We start from the raw sequence: 2032 nt of genomic DNA, 5'->3' as shown, positions 1-2032 counted from the left end.
GTTGCCCCCTTGGCCGTAAATGCTATCATTCCCTTCATTCCCGTAAAGGGTGTCATTACCGAAACTGCCGAACAAGAAGTCATTGTAAATTGTACCGTTGTAAACTGGCATTAGCTGTCAACTCCTGTGAATTAATTAAGTTGATGATTCAAGTCAAACATTCAGAGCAAATAACATTCAATAGATACTCAATAACCAATTGGTATCAGCCAACAACTCTAAATAACTCTAAATAGCTCTAAATAACCGTACATAACTTTTAATAACAATTAATAACATTGCTTTCTCTTTCTCATCAAAATATTGACAAATTAGAGGAAATGATGTAATCTTTAAATATCTCTATTAATTTTTGATTATTTTTGAACTAAAAATGGTTGGCATTCCTGACAGGATAGGGACTAAAGATAAAGACCTATTGCAAAAAGCATTTCTAAACCAGATCTTGCAAAATACTGGTTTGATAAAAAATCAAGATCATAGTTGTTTATTTCAACTTCTATATCATCCCAAAAATCAAGATAAAAAAAGAAGTGAAATTGTCGAAATAATGAAAAATAAGCATAATCTTCATTATACGGAAGCAACTATTAATGAATATGCGAAAAGAATTAGGAGAATAATGGTAGATGTGTTTAAACAAGCGATGATAGACGATGGATTAGAATTAAGTGTCAATTTAATTACTACTAAATATGAGAAGAAAGGAAAACCTCAGAATTCAATTGAACCTCATCAAGTGACTTATCAATGGTTATGGGAGAAAAAATTTCCTCGGATGGGTTGGGAATTAGCAAAAGAAGTTGCTGCACCTGCTTGTAATAAGTTAACGATGCTGGATATTAATGAAAATTTTGAGGGAGAAAAATCCTCTAATGGAGGAGCCTCAAACGGGAGTTCAAAAAGGGGTCTAGTTATGAATGGTACTGTAATTAAGCCAGAGCCAGATAAGGGTAATTATATTTATCTTAATAAGCCCCATTATTTATGGGTTAATTTACCTGACAATGGTAAATATTTATTATTAATTAATGAGACGGTAGAAGGAAATTTTTATCTCTTTAGTCCTTCAAGAGCATTTGCCTATGTTCCTTATACTAAGCTGTCAGAAGGACTTCGTTTACCCCCGTCTGAAGGACTAGCTCGATTTTTCCAATATGATGCAGTAGGAGATGAATATTTTCTGGCAATTGTCACAGAGCAACCCATTGATTTATCTTGGGTTAATGGGGAATGTGACCCTACAGATATTATCTTAAATCAAGAGCGTCTTGAGGAGATATTTGTTAAATTGGGTCAACAGGGTAATAGTGAAGTGTTTTATAAGCGGTTTAAGGTGGTGGAACAAACAATTAATTACTCTGAGCAATCGGCAACAATAATCAACAACAAAAACTTAGTTTATTAAAGGAGGATAGTAACATGAATCAAGCCATAATTAACCAGATACAATAGTATAACTAGATCGCATCATGCCAGCGATCGCCCTTGCCCATTGTCAACAGTAATTGCCCATAAAATAGGAAAAAAAATGCAAATTTCCATTCAACTAGACGATGAACACGCTCAAAAACTAGCCTATATTCAACAAACCACCCAAGAAAATACTTTAGAAACCATTCAACAAGCCATTGAACTACGCTATCAACAACTCCAAGAAAAAACACACGATCCCCTAGCTAAATTAAAACAAAGTTCCTTTATCGGTAGCTTTGAAGCAGAGGCTGACTTTGCCGAAAACTCAGAAAACATTTTGCATTCACTCCTATCCGAAAAAAATGATCATTGCTGATACAGGATTCTTTCTCGCTCTTGGCAATCGAAAAGACAAAGATCACTCGTTAGCCATTCAAACTATTTATAGTCAAAATGAAGCCTTAATTACCACCTATCCTGTTATCACCAAAACCTGTTATTTACTCTTAGCCAGAATAGGTAATCAGGCGCAAATCAACTTTTTGCAGGGATTGGTTAACGATAACTTTGAAATATTTCATTTACAAAATCATCATATTGAACGAATGATTGAATT

At 34.1% G+C, this 2032-nt stretch carries 3 protein-coding genes and 1 pseudogene; 3 read left to right on the top strand and 1 reads right to left on the bottom strand.

Annotation, left to right across the window (positions count from 1 at the left end):
- Positions 1-111, bottom strand: a pseudogene (locus tag IQ242_RS23385) (calcium-binding protein); the annotation flags it as partial.
- A gap of 262 nt (positions 112-373) precedes the next feature.
- Between IQ242_RS23385 and IQ242_RS23380 the strand changes: the two are divergent.
- The 3 genes from IQ242_RS23380 to IQ242_RS23370 form a co-directional block, all read left to right on the top strand.
- The gene (locus tag IQ242_RS23380) at positions 374-1408 is read left to right on the top strand and encodes a Clr5 domain-containing protein (protein WP_193961601.1); all 1035 of its coding nucleotides are present in this window, start codon (positions 374-376) and stop codon (positions 1406-1408) included.
- A 123-nt stretch (positions 1409-1531) separates the two neighbouring features.
- Positions 1532-1792 carry a hypothetical protein gene (locus IQ242_RS23375; RefSeq protein WP_002758926.1) on the top strand — a complete coding sequence of 87 codons (261 nt, stop codon included), beginning with the start codon at positions 1532-1534 and terminating at the stop codon, positions 1790-1792.
- A partial coding sequence (locus IQ242_RS23370; RefSeq protein WP_370583045.1) for a type II toxin-antitoxin system VapC family toxin occupies positions 1779-2032 on the top strand: 254 nt, incomplete at its 3' end. The genes IQ242_RS23375 and IQ242_RS23370, both read left to right, overlap by 14 nt.

Source organism: Microcystis sp. LEGE 08355 (assembly GCF_015207185.1).
Taxonomy (GTDB): Bacteria; Cyanobacteriota; Cyanobacteriia; order Cyanobacteriales; family Microcystaceae; genus Microcystis; species Microcystis panniformis.
Note: the sequence above shows the minus strand (reverse complement) of the source record. Positions and strands in the feature narration are given on the sequence as shown.

Coding starts and splice junctions, on each gene's coding strand:
- IQ242_RS23380 (WP_193961601.1), top strand. CDS start 374: ATGGTTGGCATTCCTGACAGGATAGGGACTAAAGATAAAGACCTATTG.
- IQ242_RS23375 (WP_002758926.1), top strand. CDS start 1,532: ATGCAAATTTCCATTCAACTAGACGATGAACACGCTCAAAAACTAGCC.